This is a genomic window from Qipengyuania algicida, from assembly GCF_009828025.1.
GTDB lineage: Bacteria > Pseudomonadota > Alphaproteobacteria > Sphingomonadales > Sphingomonadaceae > Qipengyuania > Qipengyuania algicida.
Window position 1 is genome coordinate 60,423 of the sequence record NZ_WTYA01000012.1, and the last position, 24,882, is coordinate 85,304.

The 24,882-nt window shown below is 64.4% G+C and carries 25 protein-coding genes; 14 read left to right on the top strand and 11 right to left on the bottom strand.

Features of this window, described 5'->3' with window-relative positions; translation table 11 throughout:
* Positions 1-681: a 1-acyl-sn-glycerol-3-phosphate acyltransferase gene (locus GRI58_RS13785; protein WP_160754183.1), complete on the top strand. Its 681-nt coding sequence runs from the start codon at positions 1-3 to the stop codon at positions 679-681.
* A gap of 110 nt (positions 682-791) precedes the next feature.
* Here GRI58_RS13785 and GRI58_RS13790 read toward each other — a convergent pair whose 3' ends face one another.
* Both GRI58_RS13790 and GRI58_RS13795 read right to left on the bottom strand, forming a co-directional pair.
* On the bottom strand, positions 792-1,697 hold the full coding sequence (locus tag GRI58_RS13790) for a prephenate/arogenate dehydrogenase family protein (RefSeq protein WP_160754184.1): 906 nt from the start codon (positions 1,695-1,697) through the stop codon (positions 792-794).
* A complete protein-coding gene (locus GRI58_RS13795; RefSeq protein ID WP_160754185.1) occupies positions 1,694-2,803 on the bottom strand; it encodes a pyridoxal phosphate-dependent aminotransferase in 1,110 nt (369 codons plus the stop codon). The genes GRI58_RS13790 and GRI58_RS13795 overlap by 4 nt, the downstream gene beginning before the upstream one ends.
* Before the next feature lie 68 nt (positions 2,804-2,871).
* On the opposite strand from GRI58_RS13795, the gene metX reads away from it, so the two are divergent.
* The 3 genes from metX (at position 2,872) to GRI58_RS13810 (ending at position 6,232) form a co-directional block, all read left to right on the top strand.
* Positions 2,872-3,975: a homoserine O-acetyltransferase MetX gene (metX, locus tag GRI58_RS13800; RefSeq protein WP_160754186.1), complete on the top strand. Its 1,104-nt coding sequence runs from the start codon at positions 2,872-2,874 to the stop codon at positions 3,973-3,975.
* Positions 3,972-4,571 (top strand): methionine biosynthesis protein MetW, encoded by a 600-nt coding sequence (gene metW / locus GRI58_RS13805; RefSeq protein WP_202386982.1) that lies wholly within the window; start codon positions 3,972-3,974, stop codon positions 4,569-4,571. The genes metX and metW overlap by 4 nt, the downstream gene beginning before the upstream one ends.
* A 110-nt stretch (positions 4,572-4,681) precedes the next feature.
* On the top strand, positions 4,682-6,232 hold the full coding sequence (locus tag GRI58_RS13810; RefSeq protein ID WP_160754187.1) for a S10 family peptidase: 1,551 nt from the start codon (positions 4,682-4,684) through the stop codon (positions 6,230-6,232).
* Between the two features lie 13 nt (positions 6,233-6,245).
* Here GRI58_RS13810 and GRI58_RS15465 read toward each other — a convergent pair whose 3' ends face one another.
* The 5 genes from GRI58_RS15465 to GRI58_RS13830 are packed head-to-tail and all read right to left on the bottom strand — an operon-like array spanning position 6,246 to position 9,149.
* Positions 6,246-6,422: a hypothetical protein gene (locus tag GRI58_RS15465; protein WP_202386983.1), complete on the bottom strand. Its 177-nt coding sequence runs from the start codon at positions 6,420-6,422 to the stop codon at positions 6,246-6,248.
* A gap of 9 nt (positions 6,423-6,431) precedes the next feature.
* Complete coding sequence (fghA, locus tag GRI58_RS13815) at positions 6,432-7,274, bottom strand: S-formylglutathione hydrolase (protein ID WP_160754188.1); 843 nt, start codon at positions 7,272-7,274, stop codon at positions 6,432-6,434.
* The gene (locus tag GRI58_RS13820) at positions 7,271-7,663 is read right to left on the bottom strand and encodes a VOC family protein (RefSeq protein ID WP_160754189.1); all 393 of its coding nucleotides are present in this window, start codon (positions 7,661-7,663) and stop codon (positions 7,271-7,273) included. The genes fghA and GRI58_RS13820 overlap by 4 nt, the downstream gene beginning before the upstream one ends.
* A gap of 17 nt (positions 7,664-7,680) precedes the next feature.
* Complete coding sequence (locus tag GRI58_RS13825) at positions 7,681-8,034, bottom strand: cupin domain-containing protein (protein WP_160754190.1); 354 nt, start codon at positions 8,032-8,034, stop codon at positions 7,681-7,683.
* Entirely contained in the window at positions 8,034-9,149 is a 1,116-nt protein-coding gene (locus GRI58_RS13830; RefSeq protein ID WP_160754191.1) for an S-(hydroxymethyl)glutathione dehydrogenase/class III alcohol dehydrogenase, read from the bottom strand. The genes GRI58_RS13825 and GRI58_RS13830 overlap by 1 nt, the downstream gene beginning before the upstream one ends.
* A gap of 99 nt (positions 9,150-9,248) precedes the next feature.
* Between GRI58_RS13830 and GRI58_RS13835 the strand changes: the two genes are divergently transcribed.
* The 5 genes from GRI58_RS13835 to GRI58_RS13855 all read left to right on the top strand — a co-directional run bounded on the left by GRI58_RS13835 (position 9,249) and on the right by GRI58_RS13855 (position 13,681).
* Positions 9,249-9,602, top strand: a complete 354-nt coding sequence (locus GRI58_RS13835) for a hypothetical protein (protein WP_160754192.1) — start codon at positions 9,249-9,251, stop codon at positions 9,600-9,602.
* Between the two features lie 64 nt (positions 9,603-9,666).
* The gene (locus tag GRI58_RS13840) at positions 9,667-10,101 is read left to right on the top strand and encodes a hypothetical protein (protein ID WP_160754193.1); all 435 of its coding nucleotides are present in this window, start codon (positions 9,667-9,669) and stop codon (positions 10,099-10,101) included.
* 81 nt (positions 10,102-10,182) lie between these two features.
* On the top strand, positions 10,183-10,854 hold the full coding sequence (locus GRI58_RS13845) for a glutathione S-transferase family protein (protein WP_160754194.1): 672 nt from the start codon (positions 10,183-10,185) through the stop codon (positions 10,852-10,854).
* Positions 10,855-10,914: 60 nt separating this feature from the next.
* Complete coding sequence (msrB, locus tag GRI58_RS13850) at positions 10,915-11,313, top strand: peptide-methionine (R)-S-oxide reductase MsrB (protein WP_160754195.1); 399 nt, start codon at positions 10,915-10,917, stop codon at positions 11,311-11,313.
* A gap of 103 nt (positions 11,314-11,416) precedes the next feature.
* Positions 11,417-13,681: a transglycosylase domain-containing protein gene (locus tag GRI58_RS13855; protein ID WP_160754196.1), complete on the top strand. Its 2,265-nt coding sequence runs from the start codon at positions 11,417-11,419 to the stop codon at positions 13,679-13,681.
* An 89-nt stretch (positions 13,682-13,770) separates the two neighbouring features.
* On the opposite strand, the gene GRI58_RS13860 is transcribed toward GRI58_RS13855, so the two are convergent.
* The 3 genes from GRI58_RS13860 to hflK all read right to left on the bottom strand — a co-directional run bounded on the left by GRI58_RS13860 (position 13,771) and on the right by hflK (position 17,482).
* A complete protein-coding gene (locus GRI58_RS13860; RefSeq protein WP_337190989.1) occupies positions 13,771-15,306 on the bottom strand; it encodes a DegQ family serine endoprotease in 1,536 nt (511 codons plus the stop codon).
* Between the two features lie 150 nt (positions 15,307-15,456).
* On the bottom strand, positions 15,457-16,302 hold the full coding sequence (gene hflC / locus GRI58_RS13865; RefSeq protein WP_160754198.1) for a protease modulator HflC: 846 nt from the start codon (positions 16,300-16,302) through the stop codon (positions 15,457-15,459).
* Position 16,303: 1 nt separating this feature from the next.
* On the bottom strand, positions 16,304-17,482 hold the full coding sequence (hflK, locus tag GRI58_RS13870) for a protease modulator HflK (protein WP_237452322.1): 1,179 nt from the start codon (positions 17,480-17,482) through the stop codon (positions 16,304-16,306).
* A gap of 93 nt (positions 17,483-17,575) precedes the next feature.
* Here hflK and GRI58_RS13875 point away from each other — a divergent pair, with 93 nt between their 5' ends.
* From GRI58_RS13875 to GRI58_RS13890, 4 genes are read left to right on the top strand one after another with little or no spacing between them, the layout of a single operon-like run.
* Positions 17,576-18,538 (top strand): Mrp/NBP35 family ATP-binding protein, encoded by a 963-nt coding sequence (locus GRI58_RS13875; RefSeq protein ID WP_160754199.1) that lies wholly within the window; start codon positions 17,576-17,578, stop codon positions 18,536-18,538.
* Positions 18,538-20,829: a molybdopterin cofactor-binding domain-containing protein gene (locus tag GRI58_RS13880; protein ID WP_237452323.1), complete on the top strand. Its 2,292-nt coding sequence runs from the start codon at positions 18,538-18,540 to the stop codon at positions 20,827-20,829. The genes GRI58_RS13875 and GRI58_RS13880 overlap by 1 nt, the downstream gene beginning before the upstream one ends.
* Positions 20,826-21,848 carry a ferrochelatase gene (gene hemH, locus GRI58_RS13885; protein ID WP_160754200.1) on the top strand — a complete coding sequence of 341 codons (1,023 nt, stop codon included), beginning with the start codon at positions 20,826-20,828 and terminating at the stop codon, positions 21,846-21,848. Before GRI58_RS13880 ends, hemH begins: the two co-directional genes overlap by 4 nt.
* Before the next feature lie 51 nt (positions 21,849-21,899).
* The gene (locus GRI58_RS13890) at positions 21,900-23,294 is read left to right on the top strand and encodes a cytochrome P450 (RefSeq protein WP_160754201.1); all 1,395 of its coding nucleotides are present in this window, start codon (positions 21,900-21,902) and stop codon (positions 23,292-23,294) included.
* A gap of 3 nt (positions 23,295-23,297) precedes the next feature.
* On the opposite strand, the gene GRI58_RS13895 is transcribed toward GRI58_RS13890, so the two are convergent.
* A complete protein-coding gene (locus GRI58_RS13895; protein WP_160754202.1) occupies positions 23,298-23,456 on the bottom strand; it encodes a DUF1674 domain-containing protein in 159 nt (52 codons plus the stop codon).
* 57 nt (positions 23,457-23,513) lie between these two features.
* On the opposite strand from GRI58_RS13895, the gene GRI58_RS13900 reads away from it, so the two are divergent.
* Positions 23,514-24,749 carry an RsmB/NOP family class I SAM-dependent RNA methyltransferase gene (locus tag GRI58_RS13900; RefSeq protein ID WP_160754203.1) on the top strand — a complete coding sequence of 412 codons (1,236 nt, stop codon included), beginning with the start codon at positions 23,514-23,516 and terminating at the stop codon, positions 24,747-24,749.
* Positions 24,750-24,882: the final 133 nt, after the last annotated feature.

Below are 24,882 nucleotides of genomic sequence, written 5' to 3' on the forward strand. Positions count from 1 at the left end.
GTGATCTGGCTGCGCAATCTTGCCTTTTATTTGGCCTTCTACCTCGGCTCGGCCTTCTTTACCCTGACGGCCTTCACCGCTCGTCCCTTCAGCCAGAGATTGTTCAAATGGGCCGTCCATAGCTGGAGCCGATTCCACCGGTTTTGCGTGGTCAAACTCCTCGGGTGCGAAATCGTCATTGAAGGCTTCATACCGGAAGAGCCGGTATTCTATGCGATCAAGCATGAAAGCTTCTTCGAGGCGATCGATGCACCGACCCTGCTGCGCTGGCCGTCGATTTTCGCCAAGCAGGAGCTCTTTTCGATTCCTGCATGGGGCCCCGCTGCGCGAAGCTACGGGCTGATCGAGGTCAGGCGCGAGGCCGGGGCAAGCGCGCTGCGCACCATGCTGCGCGCGGCTAAGGCCGTCACGGCGGAAAACCGCCCGCTGGTGATCTTTCCCGAAGGGACGCGCGTCCCGCATGGCGAAATCCGCAAGCTGCAATCGGGTTTTGCCGGCCTCTACAAAATGCTCGGCCTGCCGGTCATGCCCGTCGCGGTGGACAGCGGCCCGCTTTATCACCGCAAGCTTAAGCGCAAGGGCAGGATTACTTATCGTTTCGGGGACCTGATCGAGCCCGGCCTTCCCCGGCCAGAGATCGAAGAACGCGTGCTGGCCGCGATCAACGCGTTGAATCGTTGAGATTCAGACCGCCCACCCCTCCTCCCCACCCGGCCACCATATCCTGATGGTATCTTTGGTTGCCGGGTGGGGAGGAGGGGCGGGAGGTCTGCTGCGCAAAGCGCCCGAAATCAGTGATCCGCCCGGCCAAAGTCCGGGCGAGCATCGTCCTGGCCTTGCTCGACGATCGAGCGGCGGATCGCACGGGTGCGCTCGAACAGACGGAACAGCGTCTCACCGTCGCCGCTGCGTACGGCCCGCTGCATCGCGGTGAGGTCCTCGCTGAAACGCCCCAGCGTCTCCAGCACCGCATCGCGGTTGGACAGGAACACATCGCGCCACATCGTCGGATCGCTCGCCGCGATGCGGGTGAAATCGCGAAAGCCGCCCGCGGAATATTTGATGACCTCGCTGCGCGTCACCTCTTCGAGATCAGACGCAGTGCCGACGATGGTGAAGGCGATCAGGTGCGGGATATGGCTGGTTACCGCGAGCACGAGATCGTGGTGCGCGGCATCCATGATCTCGACCTTGGCGCCGAGCGCGGTCCAGAAGTCCGAGAGTCGGCCGATGGCCTCTTCCGGCACGTCCTGATCCGGGGTGAGGATGCACCAGCGGTTATGGAACAGCGATGCGAAACCGGCGTCGGGCCCGCTCCTTTCGGTGCCTGCAACAGGATGAGCAGGGATGACGATGGCTTGCGGCAGGACTGCGCGCAGCGTCTCGCCGACGGTTTTCTTCGACGAACCGACATCGGAAACGATCGCACCATCAGCCAGAGCCGGGGCCAAATCCGCCGCAGCGGCCGCCATGGCGCCCACCGGCACACACAGAATGACCAGCTCGGCATCGCGCACCGCGTCCTGCGCGGTTTCGCAAACGGATTCGACCAATCCGCGCTCGCGCGCCCGTTCGCGCACGAGAGGATCGCAGTCGAAACCGGTAGTCTCGCATTCGGGAAGCCGCTCACGAATGGCCAGCCCGACCGATCCGCCGAGCAGGCCCAACCCAATAATCGCAACGCGAGAAACGCTCATCCGGCGATTTCCGCTGCGGTGCGCAGGATCGCGGCGACCTCTTCCATCTGCGCCCTCGTGCCGATCGTAATGCGCAGCGCCTGACCAAGCCCCTGCCCCGGCAAGTGACGCACGGCATAGCCGCCCTCGGCGAGCGCCGTGAGCGCCGCCTCCGCTCTCAGCGCGCCTTCGAACAGCACCAGCACGAAATTGGCCTTGCTTGGTACGGCGCGCAGCCCGTGATTGCCGAGCGCCGCAATCGCGTCCTCGAAAAACGCGCGCCCAGCGGCATTTTCGGTCCGGGATTGCGCGACGAATGCCTGATCGCCCAGCGCCGCCAGCGCCGCCGTCTGCCCGCTGGCGCTGACATTGAACGCTCCGCGCAGACGATTGACCATATCGACGAGTGCGGGCGCGCCGGTGGCCCAGCCGATCCGCTCCGCGGCAAGGCCATAGGCCTTGGAAAACGTCCGCGTGACCAGCACGTTTTCGCTCGCAGCGGCCAGCGCCAACGCGCCATCGGGATCGCCATCGCCGACATATTCGGCATAGGCCTGATCGACCACCAGCAGAACGTCCGAAGGCAGGCCCGCGTGGAGCCGCGCCAACTCATCCCCGGCGATCCAGCTGCCCAGCGGATTATTCGGATTGTCGACCAGCACAACTTTCGTCCGCTCGGTCACGACCGCCAGGATCGCATCGACGGACGCGGTGTAATCCTCGACCTCGGCCAGCACACCCGCCGCGCCGACCTTGTTCGCGAGAAGCGGATAGAGCGAGAAGGAATAGCGCGGGAACACCACCTCGTCGCCGACCCCGGCGAACGCCTGCACCGCGCAGTGGAGCACTTCGCCCGAACCGGCCCCGCACACGATGCGGCCCGGATCGATCCCATGCAGGTCGCCTATTGCAGCGCGCAAGGCGGTGCAATCGGGATCGGGATAAAGCGCCAGCTCGTGCAGATCGGCCAGTGCAGCGCGCGCCGCCGGGCTTGAACCGAGCGGGTTTTCATTGGCCGAAAGCTTGACCAGCGCAAGCCCGTCCGCGCTCTTCGACCGGCCGGGAACATAGGCATGAATCTGCTCGATCCATGGCTTTGCCGCAGGTTTGTCTTTCGGTGCGCTCATAGCGCCGCCTGCCATAGTCGAAAACGCCCCTTCGACAAGCGCGAGACGAGCGGTTAAGGGCCAAAACGATGCCCGACGCGCCACAATCCCTGCGGCTGACCACCCCGCTCCCGCTCGACAGCGGGGGCGAACTGGCTGCGCCGACCATCGCCTATGAGACTTACGGTGAGCTCAACGCGGACCGATCCAACGCGATCCTCATCTGCCACGCGCTGACCGGCGACCAATATGTCGCCAGCACCCACCCGATCACCGGGAAACCCGGCTGGTGGGCGCGGATGGTCGGCCCCGGCAAGCCGATCGACACCGACCGTTTCCATGTCATCTGCGCCAATGTCATCGGCAGCTGCCTTGGCTCGACCGGCCCGGCGAGCGTCGCGCCCGACGGCCAGCCCTACGCCCTGCGGTTCCCGGTCATCACCGTGCGCGACATGGTCCGCGCGCTGGTGGGCCTGCTCGACGGACTGGGGATCGAACGGCTCTATTGCGCTATCGGCGGATCGATGGGCGGGATGCAGGCATTGAGCCTCGCCGCCAACTGGCCCGAACGTGCCGCGCGCTTCCTGCTGATTGCCACCACCGCACGCCATTCGGCGCAGAACATCGCCTTCCACGAGGTCGGAAGGCAGGCGATCATGGCCGACCCGCGCTGGAACGGCGGCGATTATTACGCTGGCGAAGCACCCGATGCCGGCCTGGCAGTGGCGCGCATGGCGGCGCATATAACCTATCTTTCCGAGGACGGGCTGACCGAGAAATTCGGGCGCCGCCTGCAGGACCGACCGGATGGAACACAAGGGGCCAAGAGCTTCGGCTTCGATGCTGATTTCCAGATCGAAAGCTATCTGCGCTATCAGGGCAACGGCTTCACCAAGCGGTTCGACGCCAATTCCTATCTCTACATTACCCGCGCGATGGACTATTTCGACCTCGCCGACGAACATGGCGGTCGGCTGACCGATGCCTTCGCCGGGACGACTGCGCGCTTCTGCGTCGTCAGCTTCGACAGCGACTGGCTCTATCCCACGAGCGAAAGCCGCCACATGGTGCAGGCGCTCAACGCGGCGGGCGCACCGGTGAGCTTCGTCGAACTCAGCGCCCCCTTCGGCCATGACAGCTTCCTGCTCGACGTGCCCGCGCTGGATCGCGTGGTGAAGGGCTTCCTTGAATGACGGGAATCGAGAAACTGCGTCCCGACCTCGCCGTCATCGCGCGCCATGTCGCTCCGGGCAGTCGCGTGCTCGACGTTGGTTGCGGCGATGGCGCATTGATGGCGGCGCTGCGATCGCAGGATTGCGACGTGCGCGGGATCGAGATCGATGGCGCCTTGGTCGAACAATGCGTCGCGCGCGGACTGTCGGTTGTGCAGGGGGATGCCGACCGCGACCTCGCCTTCTATCCCGATGGCGGGTTCGATGTGGCGATCCTGAGCCAGACGCTGCAGACCGCCGCACGTCCCGACCGGATGCTCGCCGAGCTGCTGCGCGTCGGCCGCCGGGCTTTCGTCAGCTTCCCCAATTTCGCCTATTGGCGCACCCGTCTCGCCCTGCTGACGCAAGGCCGGATGCCGGTCACCCGCGCGCTGCCGGTCAGCTGGTACGAGACCACCAACATCCACCACATGACGATCAAGGATTTCGAAGTGCTGGCGGGCGATCTCGGCGTGAAGCTGCGTCGGCGCTGGTATTTCACCGGCGACCGCAGGCGTGGGAACGGCTCGGCCAACTGGCGCGCGGAAAACGCGCTTTACGAGATCGAGCGCAATTGACGCGCTTCGCCTTGGTCGAGCGCAGTCGGTCGTTCGTCGGCCAAACGCCTTGCGCTTGCATCCTGAAGGCCTAGCGCTGCTGGCGAGCCAGAACCAATAACGGGGTCCCCATGCGTATCATTCCTGCCGTCGCCGCCGTTGCTTGCCTTACCTTCGCCCAGCCGGTGCTCGCCCAAGGCCCCCAGAACGCAACGCCCGAACAGCAGCACGACAAGGATACCGCCGAGACTATCGCCAAGCATTGGGCCGTGGCCCCGACCGAGGAAACCGAAACCAGCTATACCAGCAGCGCCAACGTCGATGGCCACAGCATCGGTTACAAAGCGACCGCCGGAACCCTGACCATCCGCGACGATCAGGGCAAACCCGTCGCCAGCATCTTCTATACCGCCTACACCACCCCCGGCGCGCATCGCCCGGTTACCTTCTTCTATAATGGCGGGCCTGGCTCTGCGACTTTGTGGCTGCGCATGGGTTCTTTCGCGCCCGACGCGGTGCTGACCACGGACCCGGTCGCGGTGGCGCCCGCACCCTACCATATCGGCCCCAACCCCGACACGCTGATCGGGACGACCGACATGGTCTTCATCGATGCTGTCGGCACTGGCTATTCGCGCATTCTGGGCGATGCCAAGCCTAAGGATTTCTACGGCGTCGATCAGGACGCGACCGCCTTCACCAAGGCGATCAAGCGCTATCTGACCAAGAACAAGCGGTGGAGCGATCCCAAATATATCTTCGGTGAAAGCTATGGCACCACAAGATCAGCTGCGCTGGCGCTGCAACTGGAAAACGCGGGCGTCGAGCTGAACGGCGTGGTGCTGCTTTCGTCGGTGCTGAACTATGGTGCCAGCCAACCGGGCTACGACACCGAATATATCGGCTATCTGCCCACCTTTGCCGCCGTGGCATGGTATCACAATAAGATCGCCGACAAGCCAGCCGATCTGGCGACGTTCGTTGCACAGGCGCGCGCATTTGCGGCTGGCCCCTATGCCAGCGCACTGGCCAAGGGCACCGACATCACCCGGCAGGAAACCGACCAGATTGCCCGCCAGATGGCGCATTTCACCGGCCTGCCGGTCGATTACATCAAGGACGCCAATCTGCGCGTTTCGGCCAGCCGTTTCCGCAAGGAATTGTTGCGCGACCAGCGCGAGACGCTGGGCCGGTTCGATGGCCGTTACATGGGCACCGACGTCGATGCCGCGGGCGAGCGGCCAGGTTACGACCCGTCCGACACCGGCATTTCGGGCGCCTATGTCAGCGGCTTCATGGATCGCCTGACGCGCAAGTTCGATTACAAGACCAATCTCGATTACCGGCTGTCGGTGTGGGACACCCGCCCGTGGGACTGGGATTTTTCGCATCAGGGGCCGGACGGTCGGCCGCAGGCGGTGGTCGACGTGGCCGAAGACCTCGCCCGCGCCATGCGGACCAACCCGCATCTGCACGTACTTTCGCTGAACGGCTATTACGACATGGCCACACCTTTCTTCAAAACCGAATATGATCTCAAGCACATGATGCTGCCGGAGAATCTGCGTTCAAACCTGCAGTTCCATTACTACCCGGCAGGGCACATGGTGTATCTGAACCCTGTGGGCCGCCACGAGATGCGGCTGGACCTCCAGCGGTTCTACGCCGCGTCAGGCTCGTAATGGGTTTCGGCGGCTAGCGCTCGCGCCCGGCCTTCACCAGCGCGAACCCGGCAAATCCGCTGATCGCCAGCGCGATTACGAAGCCGATTCCCGCGCCCCAGATCGCGCTCGACGATCCGCCCAGCCAGCCGCCGATCAATCCTCCGACGATCGGCAGGATAACAAGCAGCAGGCACCCGATGACCGCCATCGCGCCGCCCTAGCCCAGACGCTCGGCGTGCCAGTCGATATGGTCGGCCATGAAGGTTGAGATGAAATAATAGGAGTGGTCGTACCCCTCCTGCATCCGAATGTCCGCAGCAATGCCAGCTTCACGGCAAGCCGTCTCCAGCCTCTCCGTCTGCAATTGTTCGGTGAGAAAATTGTCGGCTGTGCCCTGATCGACCAATAGTTCGGCCACGCGTGCGCCATCCTCGATCAGCGCCACCGCGTCATATTCGCGCCACGCCTTGCGGTCGTCGCCTAAATAGCGCGGCAGGGCCTTCTCGCCCCACGGCACCTGACTCGGCGCGACGATCGGAGCGAAGGCGCTGACCGAGCGAAAACGATCGGGATTGCGCAGGCCGATCGTCAGCGCGCCGTGGCCGCCCATCGAATGACCGGTGATCCCCTGACGCGCCATGTCGACCTGGAAATTCGCCGCGACCAGTTCGGGCAATTCGCGCTCGATATAGCTGCGCATCCGGTAATGCCGTGCCCAGGGTTCACGCGTCGCATCGAGGTAAAAGCCTGCGCCCTTGCCGAAATCATATTCATCCTGTGCATCGGGCACATCGTCACCGCGCGGGCTGGTATCGGGCGCGACGAAGATGATCCCGTGCCGTGCACAGGCAGCGCGGTACTCGCCCTTCTCCATGACGTTGGCATGGGTGCAGGTGAGGCCTGACAGATACCACAGCACCGGCAGTTTCGTGCCTGGCTCATGCGGCGGGACATAGACCGCGAAGGTCATGTCGGTGCCGGTTTCGGCGGAGGCATGGGTGTAGACCCCCTGCACTCCGCCGAAAGCGCGATTTTCGGAAGTTGTTTCGAGTGTGGTCACGCTCCGCGATGAATCCCGCAGATCTTGTGCCCGTCGAGGTCGCGGAAATAGGACAGGTGCATCGGCCCCATCGCGCCTTCGCGCAGCCCCGGCGGATTTTCGATGCTCGTGGCGCCATTGGCGATGGCGACATCGTGCAATTCCTTGACCTGTTCGGGCGAGTTGCAGGCAAAGCCGATGGTCATGCCGTTGGCGCAGGTCGCCTCTTCGTCATTGATCGGCTCGCTCAGCGCAAGAGTGCCGCCATTGTGCATGAAGAACACGCGCTTGTGACCGCTGGCTGCGGTATTGTCCATCGAACCCTGGACACCCAGCACGGCCAGAACCTTTTCGTAAAAGGCCTTGGACTTCTCGATATCGTTGGTGCCGATCATGATGTGACTGAACATGGCGCTTCTCTCCTTGGTTATGCGTCCACTGCAATTGTTGCAGTGGCGGGGTCTCCGGTATTCGGACTGTTGGCAGGGTCGAGCAGCATCGCCGCGACCTCGCCGTGGCGAGCATTGGGGCGATGTTCGATCCCTGCGGGAATGACGATCAATTCGCCCTCGCGCAGCGTTTCGGTGCGATCACGGAATTCGATCTCCACCACACCCGAAACGATCAGGAACAGCTCGTCATGCGTATGGCTGTGCCAGTCGAACGCGCCCTCAAGCTTGGCGAGGCGTATTTCATGGCCTTCGTATCGCGCGATGATGCGCGGCGCCCAATGGTCGGAAAACCCGGCCAGCTTTTCGGCGATGTTGACCGGAACCGGCATCAATCGAACAGCACCACCGAGCGGATGCTCTCGCCTGCGTGCATCAGATCGAACGCCTTGTTGATGTCTTCCAGCGGCATGGTGTGGGTGATCATCGGGTCGATCTGGATCTTGCCGTCCATGTACCAGTCGACGATCTTGGGCACGTCGGTGCGGCCCTTGGCTCCACCGAACGCCGTCCCGCGCCAGTTACGGCCGGTGACGAGCTGGAACGGGCGGGTCGAAATTTCCTTGCCCGCCTCGGCGACGCCGATGACCACGCTGGTGCCCCAGCCGCGGTGGCAGCATTCGAGCGCGGTGCGCATGACCTCGGTATTCCCGGTGGCATCGAAACTGTAATCGGCCCCGCCGTCGGTCAGTTCGACAATCTTCGCAACGGTTTCGTCGCGGCTCATCCCTCTGGTGTTGAGGAAGGCGTCCATGCCGAACTTGCGGCCCCATTCCTCGCGTTCAGGATTGATGTCGACGCCGAGGATCAGGCCCGCGCCAGCCAGCTTGGCGCCCTGGATCACATTGAGGCCGATGCCGCCAAGGCCGAACACCACAACGCTGTCACCCACCTGCACCTTCGCTGTGTTGACCACTGCACCGACGCCGGTCGTCACCCCGCAACCGACATAACAGCTGGTCTGGAACGGCGCGTCCTCGCGGATCTTGGCGACTGCGATTTCGGGCAGGACGGTGAAGTTCGAGAAGGTCGAACAGCCCATGTAATGATAGATCGTCTGGCCACGATAGGAAAAGCGGCTGGTCCCGTCGGGCATCAGCCCCTTACCCTGAGTGGCGCGGATCGCGGTGCACAGATTGGTCTTGCCCGACAGGCAGGACTTACACTGGCGACATTCAGGGGTGTAGAGCGGGATCACGTGATCGCCGGGCTTGACCGATGTCACCCCTTCGCCGACCTCGCGTACGATCCCTGCACCTTCATGGCCCAGCACACTGGGGAAAAGCCCCTCCGAATCCAACCCGTCGAGCGTGTAGGCATCGGTGTGGCAAATCCCGGTCGCCTTGATTTCCACCAGCACTTCGCCCGTCTTGGGCCCTTCCAGATCGAGCTCGACGATCTCCAGCGGCTGCTTGGCTTCGAAGGCGACGGCGGCGCGGGTCTTCATGGGGATCTGATCTCCTTGATTGCGATGGTGGCCTAAAGGAGGCTTCGACAAGCCGCAAGCGTCGCTTGCGGTTCAGCTTCGCCGCGCTAGGGAGGCGGCATGATACTCGCTCTCGCATCCGCCCTTGTGCTTGCCGCCACTCCGGCTCAGGCAGCGCCCGCCCCGCAGCTCGACAATGCGCAGCAGACTTCGCTCAAATGCGCGATCACCTTGTCGATCGGCACCGAATTGCAGCGCCGCGGCGATCCGGTCGCGGCCGGGTGGCCCCCGCTGGGCGACCGCGCGCGTGAGTTCTTCGTCCGGGTGATGGCGCAATTGATGGACGACACCGGGATGACCCACGATCAGGTCGCCGCGTTGGTCCGCAAACAGAGCAAACTGCTTGCCGACAAGAATGTCGTCTCCCGCGCAATGCCCGGTTGCGTCGAGCTGATGAAAGACTCCGGCGTCTGATTTTCAGCCTCGATTAAGGTGGTCATCGCCAATGATCAAAGCTCCGGAAACGTGCGAGTTGCCGATGCGAAATATTCTGATTGCCATCACAGGACTGTGCCTGTCTGCGCCAGCACTTGCGCATGATCCTGAGCCGCTGCCACCTGCTGCGCCCAGCGCGGCGGCAGAAGATGTCGCAAGGACACTTGGCGATCCGGTTCGCCAGCAGGCACTTGCCCGCACGCTCTCGACGATGAGCGATGTTATCCTCGACATACCGCTCGCTCCGATCGCGCGCCCGCTGGCCGAGGCTGCGGGGCAGGATCCCCGCTCCATCGACCCTGATATGACGCTGCGCCAGATGGCGCCCGGCGCTGGCGAAGTCTCCGGCGCGATCCGGCATGACCTGCCGCGCGCGATGGACCGGATGGCGCAGATGAGCGATGCCATCGCGCGGCTCGCCCCCGCCTTGCAGGCCGCCGCGCGCGAATTTGCCGACGCGCTGCCCCCGCAGCAATAAAATCAATTCCGTAAATTTGCCGCCACACTCACACAGCGGTGGATTTCACCGCCAGCTTCGGGCAGAGACCATGTCCGTCGTATGTGGCAATTGCACCAATTCCCCCTGTGCCCCTTCAGCCGCAAGGTGCGCATTGTGATGGGCGAGAAGAACCTCGCCTATGAACTGGTGCGCGAAAATCCCTGGGACAAGCGCGACGAGCTGTGGCAGCTCAACCACGCCGGACGCATCCCCGTGCTCCACGATACGACACGCGGAACCACTATCGCGGACAGCCGCGCAATTTGCGAATTTCTCGAGGAAATGGTCGACCGCGCGCCGATGCTTTCGGGCAACAGCGCCACCCGTGCGGAAATCCGCCGACTGGTCGCGCTGTTCGACGAGAACTTCTTTCAGGACGTCACCGCGCCGCTGCTTGAGGAAAAGCTCGCCAAACGGCTGATGCTGCGCCAGCCGCCCGATTCGCGTGCGTTGCGCGAGGCGATGAAATCGGCCCACGGACATCTCGACTACATCGACTGGCTGGTCGATACGCGCGCCTGGCTCGGCGGATCGATGCTCAGCCTCGCCGATATGGCCGCCGCTGCACAGATTTCCGTCGCCGACTATCTCGGCGGGATCGACTGGGCGGGCCATGAACAGGCGCGCACCTGGTATGCGGTGGTCAAGAGCCGCCCCAGCTTCCGCCCGTTGCTGACCGAAAAGATCGAGGGGATCCCGCCGCCCGCGCACTATGCCATGGTCGATGGCTAGGGCCGGGCGCTTGCCGCACTCTCGCACCACACCATATTGCTCAGCGAAAGGAACAAGACGATGACCTACAAGCTTGAACTGAGCGATGCGGAATGGCGCGAACGCCTGACGCCCGAACAATATCACGTGCTGCGCGAGAAGGGCACCGAAAGAGCCTTTACCGGCGCATATGACAAGAACAAGCAAGCAGGCGAATATCACTGCGCTGCCTGCGGGCAATTGCTGTTCGCCAGCAACGAAAAATTCGACAGCGGCTGCGGCTGGCCCAGCTTCACCGCACCGGCGGAAGGCGACGTGGTCGAGGAACAGCGCGACACCAGCCATGGCATGATCCGCACCGAAGTATTGTGCTCGAAATGCGAAGGTCATCTGGGCCATGTCTTCCCCGATGGCCCAGGCGAAAATGGCTTGCGCTATTGCATCAACAGCGCCGCCCTCGCCTTCGAGCCCGAGGACTGATACCCGTTACCGCAGACCGATCGTTCACGATCGGTTATGGCTCGCCGCGCCATGACCGAACGGATATGCAGCGCGCGGCAGACTAGAGTGATCCGGGAGCGTAATGGACAAACGGGGTAGCCGCCGGGAACGCGCGGAACGGAAGAAGCGGGCCGATCAGTCCGCGCGCAACCGCAATGGCGGCAGGAAGCAGCGCAGCTGGCTGAAGCGCCTGCTTATTTGGGGCGGTGCGCTGGCCTTGCTCGGTGCGCTGTTCCTTGGTCTCGCAGTTGCCTTCGCGGCGCGTTCGCTGCCCAGCTTCTATCAGCTGAAAGCCACGCAGGTGGGCCAGACGATCGTCGTGCGCGCCCGCGATGGTAGTGAAATCGTCGAGCTCGGGCCGAGTTACGGCCAATGGCTCAGCTCCGGCCAGATCCCGCAGGTGATGAAGGACGCGCTGGTTTCGACCGAAGACCGGCGCTTTTATTCGCATTTCGGCATCGACCCGATCGGCCTGGTGCGCGCAGTTTACACAGCGGTAACCGGCGATCGGCGCGTTTCGGCGACCTCCACGATCACGCAGCAGCTTGCCCGCAACCTGTTCCTCAACAACAACCGCTCGCTCGACCGCAAGGCGCGTGAAGCGGTGCTGGCGATGGCGCTGGAAGCCAAGTTCACCAAGCAGCAGATCCTCGAACTCTACCTCAACAAGGTCTATTTCGGTGGCGGTGCCTATGGCATCGATGCCGCCAGCCGCAAATTCTTCAGCCACCCCGCAACCCACCTGACCGCCCCGGAGGCGGCAATCATTGCGGGCATGGTGAAGGCGCCAAGCCATTATTCGCCCACCTCCGACGTACACGCCGCGATCGCGCGGGCGCGCGTCGTGCTCAAGCTGATGGAACAGCAAGGCAAGATCACGCCGGAGCAGGCCGCGATCGACCCCTCCACCGTCAATCTCAAGCAGGAACTGGGCGGCAATTCGGTGCGCTATTTCACCGATTGGGCGCTGCCCCAGCTCGATCTGCTGATCCCGCAGACCAACGAACCGATCCAGGTCTGGACCACGCTCGATCCGGGTATGCAGAAAGCGGCAGCGGCGGCGATACAGAGCAATGTCCCCAAGGGCACGCAGGGTGCGCTCGTCAGCATGGATCGCGATGGCGCTGTACTGGCGCTTGTGGGCGGCACCGATTACGTCAAGACCAACTACAACCGCGCGACCGACGCGATGCGCCAGCCGGGCTCGGCGTGGAAGCTGTTCGTCTATCTCGCAGCGTTGGAATCGGGCTACAAGCCTGACGACATGGTGGTCGATACGCCGGTCACGATCGACGGCTGGAGCCCCAAGAACTCGAATGGCAAGTTCGTCGGCCAGGTCGATTTGCGCAGCGCCTTTGCCTATTCGATCAACACCATCGCGGCCCAGCTTGGCAATGAAGTCGGCTTCGGCACCGTCGCCAGCATGGCGCGGCGGCTGGGTATCACCACACCTATCGCGACCTATCCTTCGATGGTGCTGGGATCGAACGAAGTGCGCCTGATCGACATGACCCGCGCCTATGCCGTGGTCGGCAACAAGGGTCAGGCAATCGAACCCTATGGCATCGTCAAGGTGACCGGCTCCAATGGCGACGTGCTGTACCAGCACCAGCCGTCGGCGCAGACCCAGCTGATTCCCGACTACGTCGATGCCGAGATGACCGACCTGCTGCAAACGGCGGTAAACACCGGCACCGGGCGCGCGGCACAAATCGGCCGTCCGGTGGCGGGTAAAACCGGCACCACCAGCTCCAACAAGGATGGCTATTTCGTCGGCTTTTCGAGCGGGATCACCACCGGTGTGTGGATGGGCCGGGACGATAACAAACGCGTTGCCGGCCTCTATGGCGGGACGGCTCCCGCCAAGGCGTTCTCTGCCTATATGCGCTACGCGGTGAAGGATCGCCCGGTCGAGCAGTTCCAGACCGAGCTCAAGCTGCCCGACTGGCAGGTCGAGCCGGACGAGGAGCAAATGCAGGGTAATCCCGACGATTACTATTTCATCGACAATCAGGGCAATCTGATCGAGCGCGGCAACGGCCAGCCGGCCCCGCTTGACGGGCGCCGCGACCAGCCTGCTTTCGGTGTCGATGGCGAACAGGGTGCCAATGGCAATCCTCCCGACGACGGCAGCAATCCAGGCGACGCGCCGCAAGCGGCAAGCGATGATTTCCTGCGTCGGGCCACGGGCGGCGCGGCGGGGCAGCAGCAACAGCCGCGCCAGCCGAGCCCGGCGCCCAGCGGGCAAACTCGTAACCAGCCGCGCGTCATTTTGCCGTCCCCGAGCCCCTCGCCCAGAGGAGCGGCTCGCCCACAGGCAAACCCCAGCCCCCGCACCCAGCAATAAGCGCCATTCCCGCAGCTTCGAGCAAAGAAAAACCCTCCCGCAGCGGCCTGCGGGAGGGTTTCGGGTAGCGCGGCTTTCGCCGCTATAGCCTATTTGTTGTCCATCAGCCGCACGGCGACATAGACCGCCGCCTGTCCGCGGCGCTGGATGCGCAGCAGCACCGCTTCGCGCTTGTCTGCTTGCGCCTGCTTGATCTGGGCGTCGAGACCAGCGGTGTCGGCGATCGGCTGATAATTGGCCGACAGGATGATATCGCCGCGCTGCAATCCCTTGCGCGCCGCATCGGAGCTGGGATCGACCGCAGCGACAGCCACGCCCTTGGTGCTTGCAGGGGCGCCGAGCTGACCGGCGATCTGCGGGGTCAGCGCGACCACGCTGAGGCCCAGCTTGTCCTGCGCCAGTCCGCTGTTATCGCCCGGCATCTGATCGTTGTTATCCTGATCGCCGTTGAACATCTGCTGTTCACGCAGCGCCTTCTCGCTCGGGCGCTTGGCGACCTTGACGTTAACCGTGCGACGCTTGCCGTCGCGCAGCAGTTCAACCGGCACGGTCGTGCCCGGATCGATGTTGGCTACGATATAAGACAGCGTCTGGTCGGAGGTGACGTCCTTGCCATTGACCTTGACCACGATATCGCCCGGCTTGATCCCGGCGGCTTCGGCCGGCTGGCCAGCCTGGACCGACTGCACCAGTTCGCCGCGATTCTTGGGGAGGCCCAGCGAATCGGCGAGATCCTCGTCGACCGGCTGGATCGACACGCCGAGATAGCCGCGCTCGATCGCCTCGCCCTTCATCAGCTTTTCGACGATCGGCTGGGCGATTTCGGAAGGAATGGCAAAGCCGATCCCGACACTGCCGCCCGAAGGCGAGAAGATCGCGTTGTTGATACCGATTACCTGGCCTGCCATGTCGAACAGCGGCCCGCCAGAATTGCCCTTGTTGATCGAGGCATCGGTCTGGATGTAGCGGTCATAGGCGCTGCCCGAACCGGTGTTGCGATAGACCGCCGAGACGATCCCCGCGGTCACCGTCCCGCCAAGACCGAACGGATTGCCGATCGCAATCACCCAGTCGCCGGGGCGTTCAGCCTTGGAATTGCCGAATTTGACGAAAGGAAACGGCTTCTTCCCTTCGATCTTCAGCACCGCGAGATCGGAGGCTGCGTCCGCTCCCACCAGCTTGGCCGGATATTCCGTGCCGTCCGGTGTGGTGACGGTGATCTCCTCCACCGTGCCGCGGCCGTTCGGGCTGGAGATCACGTGGTTGTTGGTGACGATGTATCCGTCGGCCGAGATGATGAAGCCCGAGCCGAGCGACTGCGCCTCGCGCGTTTGCGGCTGGCCATTGCCACCGCGCTGGCCGAACAGGCCTTCGAACGGGGTTCCGGCAAACGGGTTCTGCGTCTGCACCTCGATCCGCTGGCGGGTGGCGATATTGACCACCGCCGGGGCAAGCTGCGCCGTCAGGTCGGCGAAACTCGCCGGCGCGCCGGCACGCGGCACGATGTGCTGCATCTGGCTCTGTTCGTTCTGTGCCACCTGGGCACCGGCCGGGTTTCCGGTCATCAGCGACAGGGTCGCCCCGCCTACCAGCAGGGCACTCGTCAATCCGTAGGCGTATCGCACTGGCTTCACGTCCTCTCGTTCCTCTTCATCTTGCGCTGGGCTCCCGCCCAGACTGGCGCGGGAACACATGTGGACCCTCAATAAGGGCTTACAAGCCGCGCGGGCTGAACCGACATTGAATGGCGGCCCGAATTGCCCGCATTTGGCCGTCTATTGTGTGCCTTTGAACTGGCGCAGATATTCGTTGTCAGGCGACAGGATGATGTTGCTTTCGCCGCCGCCGTTCTCGAAGGTCCGGCGATAGCTCTCCATCGCGCGGTAGAAATCGTAGAACTTGGGATCCTTGCCATAGGCCGCGGCATAGGTCTTGGCGGCCTGCGCCTCGGCATCGGCCTGGATGATCTGCGCATCGCGGCGCCCATTGGCGCGAATCGTCTCGGCCTCGGCCTCACGGTCTGTCTGCATCCGGGTGAACGCCGTCTCCAGCGGCGATCCGCTGGGCAGATCTGCGCGCTTGATCCGCACGTCGACGATCTGCGCACCATACTGACGCGCCTGTTTGTCGAGGATGGTGCGGATATTGGCCATCGCCGTCCCACGCTCGGCGGTCAGCAGGGTGGCGAACGGACGCCGCCCGAGTTCCTGCCGGATGACCGAGGACAGGATCGGCGAAAGCTGGGTCTTCAGGCTCTCTTCGGTGCCGGCGGTCTGGATCATCTTGACCGGGTCAATGATGCGGAAGCGCGCATAGGCATCGACCTCAAGCCGCTGTTGGTCGCTCGAAAGCACCTGCTGCGGTTCCATATCGAGATTGAGTATCCGCCGGTCGACGAACTGGACCCGCTCGATCAGCGGAATCCGGTACCACAACCCTGCGCCGTCGCGGCCGAACGGCACGCCCGGTTTGAAGCGATTGATGACCGATACGGGATCACCGTTGCGGATAATGACCGCCTGCATGGTCTCGGGCACCACGAATATCGTGGACAACGCCGCTACGATCAGAACGCCAAGCGCGATGAGCGAGGCCTTATGCGATTGCCAGATGTCGTTCATCTCACTGCCCCCCCTGCTTGGAGGTGTCCTGGTCCGATTTGGCGGCGCTGTTGCGCCTCAATTCGGGCAGCGGGAGATAGCTTGTGACACCAGGTGCCTCGATCACGGTCTTGTTGGTCTTGGACAGCACGCTTTCCATCGTTTCATAATACATGCGCCGCTTGGTCACTTCGGGCGCCAGCTTGTACTGCGCGTAGATCCGGTCGAACGACGCGGCATCGCCTTCGGAACGGGCACGAACCTGCTGGGCATAGGCGCGAGCGCGGTTGCGCATGGCGTCGGCATCCTGCTGCGCGGCGGAAACGTCCTTGAACGCATCGATCACCTTGGTCGGCGGATCGGCCTTCTCGATCGCCACGCCCTGCACCTGCACACCGGCATGATAGGCATCGAGCAATTGCTGCATTCTGGCGCGCACGCTGGTCTCGATATCGCCGCGACCGGCGCCGGAGATCACATCGTCGAGCTTCTGTTCGGCAACAGCTGCGCGCATCGCCGCTTCGGCCACTTCACGAATGGTCAGTTCGGGATCGTCCAGCTGAAAGGCAAAACGCGGCAGGTTCTTGATGTTCCAGCGAATGACATAGGACAGGTCGACGAGGTTCTGGTCGCCCGTCAGCAACAGGCGCTCGCCATCGCCGCCGATCTTTTCCGACCGGATCTGGCTGACATTGGCAACCGTCACTTCCTGAATCGGCCAGGGCAGAGTGAAATTGAGTCCCGGCAGCAGCTTGTGAGAATATTTACCGCCCACCCAGGTCACGAGCCCTTGCTCCTTGGGCTGGATCTCATGTGTGGAAGTGAACACCAGCCAGCCGGCGACGAGGCCGACGGCAACCCATGCGATCAGCTTTCCGTTGCCTGGGCGCTGGGGCAGGCGGAAGCCACCGCCACCGCCGCCACCTGTCCGGCGCGGGCCTTCAGGGCCGCGGCTGCGAAAGATATCCTCAATGCTCGCGGAACGGCGCGGGCCATCCCCGCCGCGCGACGGCGGCAGCCAGGGATTGCGGGGACCGCGCGGCGCATCGCCATCGTCCCCACCGTTATCCGGTGGATCGCCTTCTCCGCCATCGTCGCCAGACCCGCCGTCCGAACCACTGCTCGACGGCTTGCCCCAAGGATTGCGCTTTCCGGCCATGGAGAGACCCACGGCAGTCCTAAACCCGTCCAAAACTTTCATGCCCACAGTTATAGGCATGGCCTGCGGCAAAAAACAGGGGCGAAAAAATCAGGACTTGCCCGGGGCTTTTCGATGGTTCACCCGGCGCCTTGCATGACGCATGAACAACTTCTTTCCGCCCTTGACCCTGCACTGCGCGCGCGCGTCTCATCTGCGCATGTTGCAAACGGCACCGCTACGCTGGTGGTGGACGCGAGCGGGCTGGGTGCCGGTGCCCGCAGCGAACTGGAAAACGATGTCGAGCGCGTCGTGTCCGCTCTCCCCGAAATCGAGCACGTTCGCATCGCGCTGACCGCCGAAAAGCCAGTGCGCCGTATCCTCGCGGTCGCTTCGGGCAAGGGCGGCGTGGGCAAATCCACTCTCGCCGCCAATCTCGCGCTCGCGCTCAAGCGGCAGGGCGTGAAGGTCGGGCTGGTCGATGCCGATATCTATGGTCCCTCGCAACCGCAGATCCTCGGCAATACCGGTGCCAAGCCGGAAGCACGCGAGAAACAGTTGATCCCGCTCATCGGCGCAGGCGAGCTACCGGTGCTGTCGATCGGCCACCTCGTCCCGGCGGGCAAGGCGCTGGCATGGCGCGGGCCGATGACCGGTGGCGCGCTGACGCAATTGATCGAAGCCGACTGGGGCGATGCGGAAGTGCTGGTGGTCGATCTTCCGCCCGGCACCGGCGATGTGCAATTGACCATGATCCAGAAGCATAGGCCGGCGGGCGTGGTGCTGGTGTCCACCCCGCAGGATCTCGCGCTGATCGATGCGGCGCGCGCGGGACAATTGTTCGATGGCGCGGGCGTGCCGATCATCGGGCTGGTCGAGAATATGTCCGGCTACGCCTGCCCGCATTGCGGCGAAGTCTCCGATCCCTTCGGGTCCGGCGGGGTCGAGCAGGCTGCCGAGCGGCTGGAACTGCCTTTCCTCGGGCGAATCCCGCTGAGCATGGCGATCCGCGAACGCAGCGATGCCGGGACGCCTCCAGCTCTTGAGGAAAATGAGTTGTCCGCTCCCTTCGATGCCATCGCCGCCAGCGTTGCAAGCTGGCTGGAGGAATCCGCCTGATGCAATTGCCGCTCAGCCGCCGCGCGATACTGACCGGCGCAGCGGTAGGCGGCGGGCTGTTCGTGGGCTGGTATCTCTGGCCACGCCACTACTCCGCACCGCTGATCGCGGGGGAGGACGAATACGGCTTCGGCGGCTGGCTGACGATCGGCAAGGACGGGGTGGTGACGGTGGCCGTCCCGCAACTCGAGATGGGTCAGGGCGTCACGACGCTGCTGCCACAAATCGTCGCGGTCGAGCTGGGCGCGGACTGGCGGCAGATTGCCGTCCAACCCGTTCCGCCAAGCGGGGCGCAGCCGAACATCCCGCTCGCCGCGAAATGGGCGCCGCTATGGTCGAGCATCCCATCCCTCGCGGACGAGCCCGGCGACATGCTCGCCGGTCGCTTCGCGCGCGATCACGCTTTCAGCGCAACTGCCGATGGCACCACGCTTGCCGCTTACGAACAGCCTGTCCGCGAGGCCGCCGCGGCTGCGCGCGCGATGCTGGCGATGGTGGCCGCCAAACGCTGGGGCACCGACTGGGAGCAATGCGAGGTCGAAGGCGGGCTGGTGCAATTCGGCAAGCGTACGCTGCGCTTCGGCGATCTGGCTGAGGAGGCTGCGACCATGCGCGCGCCCGATCCCGCTCCGCTACGCCCCGATCCACCCGCCGAACGCCCGGTTGGCGAAGACGATGACAGTGTCGACACATTGTTCCCCCGGCTCGACCTGCCCTCCAAGATCGATGGCAGCATGATCTTTGCTGGCGACGTCCGCTTGCCCGATCTGGTGTTCGCCGCGATTGCGCACGGTCCAATCGGGATGCAGGAACTGGTCGGCTATGACGCCAAGACAGTAAAGAAAATCCGCGGGCTGGTCGGCGTGGTCAAGCACAAGCGCTGGATCGCAGCTGTCGCCAGCAACAGCTGGCAGGCGCAAAAGGCGCTGAAAGCGCTGCGACCGCGCTTTTCCGGACCCGGTGCGGTGGGCACGGAGAAGCTCGAACAGGTGCTGACGACAGCCGCGCGGGGCGAAGGCGAGACGATCCTGAGTTTCGGTGATCCCGACAGCCAGTTGCAACAGGGCGCTGCCGGCGCGACCTATTATATCGCACCCGCGCTTCACGCCGCGATCGAGACCGCCAGCGCGACCGCACGTTTGAGCGACGGCAGGCTCGAACTGTGGATCGCCAGCCAGGCTCCCGAAGCGGCGCGCGCAGCCGCAGGTGAAGCGGTTGGCCTCTCTCCTGACAAGGTCGTGCTCTACCCGCTGGAGGCGGGCGGCAGCTTCGATGCGCGGCTGGAAAAGCAGCACGCCATCGAAGTCGCGCAGATCGCCAAAGCCATCGGCAAGCCGGTCCAGTTGACCTGGTCGCGGGCCGAGGAAAGCCGCATGGTCCCTCCGCGCACCCCGGTCGCCATCGCGCTGACCGCTTCGCTCGGGCAAGGCGACTCGCTGACGCCGTCTGCATGGCGCGCAAGGCTTGCCTGCCCGGCGACGGTGCGCGAATTCGGCGAACGCTTGTTCGACAACGCCACGCCGGAGGCGGCGATGGAACGTGCTGCGGGCAAGGCCGATCCGCTCGCCTGCGAAGGTGCATTGCCGCCCTATGCCATCCCCAATGTCGCCATCGAGCATGTGCCGGTCACGCTATCGCTGCCGACCGCGCGCCTGCGCGGCAATGCGGCGGCCTATACCGCATTCGCCACCGAATGCTTCATCGACGAGCTGGCCGCACGCGCGGCCCGCAACCCGCTGCTCTACCGCATGGAGATGCTAGGCCAGCAGCCGCGCCTGGTCGAGGTGCTGCGCCGCGCGGCACAGATAGGCGAGTGGGGCGCGGGCGATGGGGGAACCGGGGAGGGGATGGCAGTGGTACGGATGGATGCGGTGGGCGACCCCCAGCGCGCAGGCGGCGGGCGGATCGCCTGCATCGCCGAAGCGCGCGCGGGCGGGTCGGGGTTCGAGGTCGAACGGCTGATCGCAGTCGTCGACATCGGAAGGATCGTCAATCTCGACCTCGCGCGCCAGCAAATAGAAGGCGGCCTGATGTTCGGCCTCGCGCTCGCTCGCGGATCGAGCGCGGTCTGGCACCGCGGGATGCCGAGCCCCGCCCGACTAGGGGCCATGGGCTTGCCGGGGCTTGCCGACACGCCAGACATGACCATTGAATTCGTATCGAGCGATGCCCCGCCATTCGATCCGGGAGAGCTTGGCGTGGCGGTCGCGCCACCGGCAATTGCCAATGCGCTCTATGCCGCGACCGGCAAACGCTTTCGCCGCCTGCCGCTGATGGAGACCGTTGCATGACCTGGCAGAACCAGTCCCTCCCCACGGACCATCCGCCGGTGCACTCAGGCCGGATCGGCGTGCTGCTGGTCAATCTGGGCACGCCCGATGGTCCCGAGCCCGGCCCGGTCAAACGCTATCTCGCCGAATTCCTGTCCGACCGGCGCGTCGTCGAGATCCCGCCCATCGCGTGGCAACCGATCCTGCGCGGGATTATCCTCAACACGCGGCCCAAACGCAGCGCGCAAGCCTATGCCAAAGTCTGGGGCGAGGATGGTTCCCCGCTCGCCGCGATCACCCGGCGGCAGGCAGAAAAGCTGCAAGCGCGACTGGGCGATGCTGCGCAGGTCGATTGGGCGATGCGCTATGGTCGGCCCGCAATCCCCGAGCGACTGGCGGCGCTGATGGAGGCGGGATGCGATCGCATCCTGCTCGCCCCGCTCTATCCGCAATACAGTGCGGCAACGACCGCGACGGTTGTGGACAAGGCTGGGGACGCCTTGCGGACAATGCGTTGGCAACCTGCGCTGCGGACGCTGCCACCCTATCACGATGATCCCGCCTATATCGCCGCGTTGGCTGGAGATATCGGTGCCCAGCTCGATGCGCTGGCCTTCACGCCCGAAGTCCTGCTGCTGAGCTTCCACGGGATGCCCCAGCGCACGCTCGAACTCGGCGATCCCTATCACTGCCATTGCCGAAAAACGGCGCGACTGCTGGAGGAACGGTTGGCGCGCCCGGATCTGCGCATCCGCACCAGCTTCCAGTCGCGCTTTGGCCGGGCGAAGTGGCTCGAACCGGCGACCGACGCGGTGCTGCGCGAGGAAGCCACGGCAGGGACGAAGCGGCTGGCAATCGCCGCACCGGGCTTTTCCGCCGACTGCCTCGAAACGCTGGAAGAGCTGGCGATTCAGGGCCACGAACAGTTCGCCGAGGCGGGCGGCCAGGAATTCGCCGCGCTCACATGCCTCAATGATGGCACAGCGGGCATGGCGATGCTGGAGACGCTGGTGCGGCGCGAATTGTCGGGCTGGATTTAGCACCGCGAATAACTTACATTAGGGTAAGTAAGCATCTCCAAGAGGACCACCATGGCCACTCTCGCTCCGCATCAGCCTGCCCGATACACCCATTGGAAAGAGCAATTGCCTGCGGGCGCGCTCGATCATATTCCCGGCGAAGGCGGCTGGCCGGTCGTCGGTAACACCTTCAAAATGCTGGCCGATCCGCATGGCTTCGCGCAGCGCATGGTCGCGACCTATGGTCCGGTCTACAAGAACAAGGCCTTCGGCGGCTGGGCCGTCGCGCTGATCGGCGCGGATGCGAACGAGTTGGTGCTGTTCGACCGCAACCGCATTTTTTCAAGCGAGCAGGGCTGGGGGCCGATTCTCGACCAGCTGTTCCCGCGCGGGCTGATGCTGATGGATTTCGACCATCACCGCGCTGACCGCCGCGCGCTCTCAATCGCCTTCAAGCCCGAACCGATGCGGCATTATGCGGGCAGCCTCAACCGCGGGATCGCCCGGCAGGTCGAACAATGGGGCGCGGGGCCGATGCAGTTCTATCCCGCGATCAAGCAGCTTTCGCTCGACCTTGCCGCAGACAGTTTCCTCGGCCTGCCGTGGGGTCCGGAAGCGGACCGCATCAACGAAGCCTTCGTCGACATGGTGCAGGCCTCGGTCGCGCCGGTGCGCAAGCCACTGCCCTTCACCATGATGAAGAAGGGCGTCGATGGGCGCGCTTTCCTGGTCGACTATTTCACGCAGGAGACCGCCAACCGCCGCAAGCATGGCGGTGGGCAGGACATGTTCAGCCAGTTCGCCACCGCCACGCGCGAAGACGGCGAAATGCTGCCGGTGGACGAGGTGGTCGACCACATGAACTTCCTGATGATGGCCGCGCATGACACGATCACCTCTTCGGCCACCTCGCTGATCTGGCAGCTCGCCAAGCATCCCGAATGGCAGGAGAAGCTGCGGCAGGAGATCGAGGCGGTCACCGGCGGCCCGGATGCGCAAGGTCGCCCGCGCGACCTCGCCTATGAAGACCTTGGCAAGCTGGACCTCACCGAAATGGCTTTCAAGGAAGCGCTACGGATGGTCCCACCCGTTCCTTCGACCCCGCGCCGGGCGTTGCAGGAATTCGAATATGGCGGCTATCGCATCCCGGCGGGGACCAATGTCGGCATCAACGCGCATTTCGTCCACCATAGCGAGGAGCATTGGGACGACCCCTACAGCTTCGATCCGCTGCGCTTCACGCCGGAGCAGGTGAAGGCGCGGCACAAATATGCCTGGGTGCCGTTCGGTGGCGGGGCGCATATGTGCCTCGGGCTGCATTTCGCCTATATGCAGGTGAAGATCCTGATGGCGCAGCTGCTGCCGCGCTATCGCATCACCATGGCCGATGGGCAGGATCCGAAATGGCAGGCGTGGCCGATCCCCAAGCCGCGCGATGGGCTCAGGATCGAGTTGACGCCGCTCTAAAGCTCAGAAATCGACGGCGATTCCGTCCCTCACCCAATCGCCATAGCGCGTGGGGCTGAGCTCCTCCTCGCTCTTGCCCTTCTCGGGCTTGGGCGGCGGAGTATTGGTCCAGTGCGCGGGCTTTTCGAAGCCTTCGGGCCGCTTGGTCGCTCTTTTGGTCATGATTGATGACATGCGCGCGCTGGCGCTTGGTTTCAAGCCCGGCTAGGGCGCAATGCGATGCCCACACCACCCGGACTCCACGCGCGCCGCGCCGCGCTTCGCCTGCTCGACGCCGTGCTGCGCCGGGGCGAGACGCTCGACCAGGCGTTCAGCGCGGCTACCTCCGACGTTCGCAAGCCGGAGGACCGCGCCCTCGCCCGCGCGATCGGCACGGAGGTGCTGCGCTGGCTGGTCGATCTCGACGCGCTGATCGACAGCGCGACGGCCAAGACGCTGCCGCATGACGCCAAGGCGCGCACGGTGCTGCGGATCATGCTGGCCCAATGGCTCAGGCTCGACACCCCGCCGCACGCGGTGATCGCGACCGGCCTTCCGCTGCTGGCAGGAGGCCCGCGCAGGCTGGCGCATGGGGTGTTCTCGACATTGACCAAACGCCCGGCGAGCCTGCCTGCTGCGCCGACTTTGCCTGAGCAAGTGGCGGAACGCTGGGGTGAGCGCGCGGCGACGATTGCGGCTGGATTGGCCGAGCCGCCACCTCTCGACCTGACGCTGCGCGATCCGGCCGAGACCGCGCATTGGACCAACCAGCTCGGTGCCGACAGCCTCGCTCCGGGCCATCTGCGCCTGCCGCGCGGCGCGGCGGTCGAGACGCTGGCGGGTTTCGCCGAGGGTGCATGGTGGGTGCAGGATCTCGCCGCATCGCTGCCTGTCCGCCTGCTAGGCCCGGGCGAGGGTCGCCATGCGCTCGACCTGTGCGCCGCGCCGGGCGGCAAGACGCTCCAGCTTGCCGCCGCCGGATGGCAAGTAACCGCGCTCGATATTTCCAAGCGGCGGCTCGACCTCGTCAAGCAGAACTGCAAGCGTACCGGCCTTGGCGCCAGCACGATCCGCGCCGACGCGCTGAAGTGGGAGCCAAAGCACCGCTTCGACGCCATCCTCCTCGACGCGCCCTGCACCGCAACCGGCACCTGCCGCCGCCACCCCGAAGTGCTCCACCGTATCGGCGCGCGCCAGTTCGAGGAGATGGCGGAACTCCAAACCGCGCTGCTGGCCCGCGCGGCAGAGTGGCTCAAACCCGGCGGCGTGCTGGTCTATGCCGTGTGCTCGCTCGAACGCGAAGAGGGCGAGGAACAAGCAAGCCAGGTGACGCTCGACCCGCTGCCGGTCCTCGCCGAGGAGCTACCGCAAGGCCTTGCGCCCAGCGCAGAAGGCTGGCTGCGCACCGATCCGGCAATGCTGGACGATGTCGGCGGACTCGATGGCTTCTTCATCGCGCGCTGGAGGAAGGGATAGCGAATGTCCGCTATGCTGGGTTTCGCGACAAAAGCCGAATTTCAGCTGACGACCCCTGTGTGGACGGCTCTCCGTTGGCAAGGGTTTTTCTGCACTGCGCTGGCTGGTCGTGGCGCCCATGTGTCCGGCCTGT

Excerpts from the sequence above, each read along its gene's own strand:
- GRI58_RS13895 (WP_160754202.1), bottom strand. The coding sequence starts at position 23,456 with ATGACCAAAAGAGCGACCAAGCGGCCCGAAGGCTTCGAAAAGCCCGCG.
- hflC (WP_160754198.1), bottom strand. The coding sequence starts at position 16,302 with ATGAACGACATCTGGCAATCGCATAAGGCCTCGCTCATCGCGCTTGGC.
- GRI58_RS13830 (WP_160754191.1), bottom strand. The coding sequence starts at position 9,149 with ATGAAGACCCGCGCCGCCGTCGCCTTCGAAGCCAAGCAGCCGCTGGAG.
- GRI58_RS15465 (WP_202386983.1), bottom strand. The coding sequence starts at position 6,422 with ATGGCGGTCATCGGGTGCCTGCTGCTTGTTATCCTGCCGATCGTCGGA.
- GRI58_RS13825 (WP_160754190.1), bottom strand. The coding sequence starts at position 8,034 with ATGCCGGTTCCGGTCAACATCGCCGAAAAGCTGGCCGGGTTTTCCGAC.
- GRI58_RS13855 (WP_160754196.1), top strand. The coding sequence starts at position 11,417 with ATGGACAAACGGGGTAGCCGCCGGGAACGCGCGGAACGGAAGAAGCGG.
- GRI58_RS13820 (WP_160754189.1), bottom strand. The coding sequence starts at position 7,663 with ATGTTCAGTCACATCATGATCGGCACCAACGATATCGAGAAGTCCAAG.
- metX (WP_160754186.1), top strand. The coding sequence starts at position 2,872 with ATGCCCGACGCGCCACAATCCCTGCGGCTGACCACCCCGCTCCCGCTC.
- GRI58_RS13795 (WP_160754185.1), bottom strand. The coding sequence starts at position 2,803 with ATGAGCGCACCGAAAGACAAACCTGCGGCAAAGCCATGGATCGAGCAG.
- msrB (WP_160754195.1), top strand. The coding sequence starts at position 10,915 with ATGACCTACAAGCTTGAACTGAGCGATGCGGAATGGCGCGAACGCCTG.
- GRI58_RS13790 (WP_160754184.1), bottom strand. The coding sequence starts at position 1,697 with ATGAGCGTTTCTCGCGTTGCGATTATTGGGTTGGGCCTGCTCGGCGGA.
- GRI58_RS13880 (WP_237452323.1), top strand. The coding sequence starts at position 18,538 with ATGCAATTGCCGCTCAGCCGCCGCGCGATACTGACCGGCGCAGCGGTA.
- GRI58_RS13845 (WP_160754194.1), top strand. The coding sequence starts at position 10,183 with ATGTGGCAATTGCACCAATTCCCCCTGTGCCCCTTCAGCCGCAAGGTG.
- GRI58_RS13875 (WP_160754199.1), top strand. The coding sequence starts at position 17,576 with ATGACGCATGAACAACTTCTTTCCGCCCTTGACCCTGCACTGCGCGCG.
- GRI58_RS13840 (WP_160754193.1), top strand. The coding sequence starts at position 9,667 with ATGCGAAATATTCTGATTGCCATCACAGGACTGTGCCTGTCTGCGCCA.
- metW (WP_202386982.1), top strand. The coding sequence starts at position 3,972 with ATGACGGGAATCGAGAAACTGCGTCCCGACCTCGCCGTCATCGCGCGC.
- GRI58_RS13900 (WP_160754203.1), top strand. The coding sequence starts at position 23,514 with ATGCCCACACCACCCGGACTCCACGCGCGCCGCGCCGCGCTTCGCCTG.
- GRI58_RS13890 (WP_160754201.1), top strand. The coding sequence starts at position 21,900 with ATGGCCACTCTCGCTCCGCATCAGCCTGCCCGATACACCCATTGGAAA.
- hemH (WP_160754200.1), top strand. The coding sequence starts at position 20,826 with ATGACCTGGCAGAACCAGTCCCTCCCCACGGACCATCCGCCGGTGCAC.
- GRI58_RS13835 (WP_160754192.1), top strand. The coding sequence starts at position 9,249 with ATGATACTCGCTCTCGCATCCGCCCTTGTGCTTGCCGCCACTCCGGCT.
- GRI58_RS13810 (WP_160754187.1), top strand. The coding sequence starts at position 4,682 with ATGCGTATCATTCCTGCCGTCGCCGCCGTTGCTTGCCTTACCTTCGCC.
- hflK (WP_237452322.1), bottom strand. The coding sequence starts at position 17,482 with ATGAAAGTTTTGGACGGGTTTAGGACTGCCGTGGGTCTCTCCATGGCC.